Below are 1,892 nucleotides of genomic sequence, written 5' to 3'. Positions count from 1 at the left end.
TTGCCCAGGTTATTTACGTTCAGATTAGTGATCGACAGACGTGTTTTTTCGGCTAATTTGGCCAATATTTCACTGCTCGAGAGATATAATGGCGCATCGAAACGTCCGGGACGACGAAAATAGGTGTAGAAAAGTTCTTCCTCGGGACTGCTTTGCTGGAAGGCTTCGTTGTTCGTGTTCACTTCGGCGATGTCGGTGTCGGAGAACCAGAATTTGAAGCCACTGCGGAACAATGCTAATGCCTGCGAATAGATGCCGGTATGGTCGACGGGCGTGGTGTAGTCGATGCCTTGCGCCTCAAAACAGAGGAAACGGCGTGATCCGGTACGGTCGGTCAACACCTGGCTGTCGTTGACCGTCGCGAGGAAGGAGGCGCGGCGGGTGTAGGTCTCGGCATTGCGGGCGTAGGCACGGCGTTCGCGAACCGTGTTTTTCGTGATCATCACCTTCAGGCGGTTCAGCTCCATGCGGCTCTGCCCTGAAAGTTCGTCAAGTATGATCAGGAAACAGTCGGAGAGCAACAGCATGGCGTCTTTCGACGACGGGTCGAGATTACCGGTATAAATGTATTCGGATAAGGAGGGAGGGACGAGATGCCGGCACCAGGTCGTTTTCCCGATCCCCTGCTCGCCGCTGAGCAGCAGGACGGAGTGGTTTTCCTGCTTCGTATCGATGGCGCAGGCGACGGTTGCCACTAACCATTTGCGGAGGCATGTCTGCCAATAGTCAGGGCGGTCGGTGGCGATTGTGGCCGCCAGGAGGGCAATATGGTCCGTCGTCCCGTCCCACGGCGGAAGACTGTCGAAATAGGCCGTAAAAGGGTTGTATTCCTTGCTGTAATCGGAATGGACTACAGCATGGAGCTCAGGCAATTTACAACGTATCCCTGCCATCTGCATCGCGCACCAGACGGAGTTCTCCCAGTAGTCGGTGACAGGTACGAAGTCTTTCCTGCCCTTCTTTTTCGTTTGCTGCCATTCGATTAATCCGCGCACGACATTGTAACGTAAGGTATATGCGGCGGAAAGGAAGCGGCGGATATCTTCCACTTTTCCTTCTCCCTTTTCCGGTGTTTCTTCCTTTCCTGCTTCGTCGGTATGCGTGAAGGCGCTTTCCACAGCCTGGCGGATTTCATCGGCAGGCAGATCGGAAAACTTCTGGTTACAATAGGCTTCCGTTTCTGCTTTCAGGATGCCCAGGCGATTGCAATGGCATGAGAATTGGTAGACATAGTTATTCCGGTTCCCATCCTCATATTTGGACTTGCATGAAGCACGATGACGGGCCCGGGCAAACAGCGGAGCCTGGTTTTTATCCTTTGAAACCATCCTGGGCAACAGGGGTTCTAACATTGGAATATCGCCCGGCAACTGCCCTGTGTCGTTCAGCCAGTCCGAGAAACGGGGTGAGAGGAACAGCCCGCTGTCGTCCGAGACGAAGCACAGACGCCCGGCATCGCTTCCCGAAGCGTCGATCTCGACCCCTAAGAGGTTCTCGTACCACGCCTTCATCGTGTCGTAAAGGACACGGTGGTTCTCGGGGATCGGCTCCAGGCGGACCGCCGCGTAGACAATCACCTTCAACCCTGCCCCGCCGGGACTCAGGAAGCAGGCGACGGTGTAGGCGGCCGCTTCGATCAACGCCCTGAGGCGGACGATATCGGCTGCCGTCAGCCCGTCGAGGTCCAGTATCAGCAAGGGGTTATAGCCGGTCAGGCATTCCTTGAGGCGTTTGCCGTCGTAGAGGGCGGAAACGGTGAAGGCGGGCAGCCCTTTCTTGATCCGCTCGGCCGACGCTTTGTCGCCATCGGCAAGGCACCCCCGGAGTTTACGGACATCGGGGGCGTAGCGGCCCGCCTTGATTTCGGTTAACACGGCTACCAGGGCCCTATT

General features: G+C 56.2%; 1 protein-coding gene. It reads right to left on the bottom strand.

What is annotated here, in order from left to right; translation table 11 throughout:
• The coding region (locus DWU89_RS20310) for a VapE domain-containing protein (RefSeq protein ID WP_115501443.1) at positions 1–1,892 on the bottom strand (1,892 nt) is incomplete at both ends.

This window comes from Parabacteroides acidifaciens, from assembly GCF_003363715.1.
In the GTDB taxonomy this organism is placed as follows: Bacteria; Bacteroidota; Bacteroidia; order Bacteroidales; family Tannerellaceae; genus Parabacteroides; species Parabacteroides acidifaciens.
The sequence above is the reverse complement of the archived record's forward strand: the minus strand, read 5'-3'. Positions and strand labels throughout refer to the sequence as shown.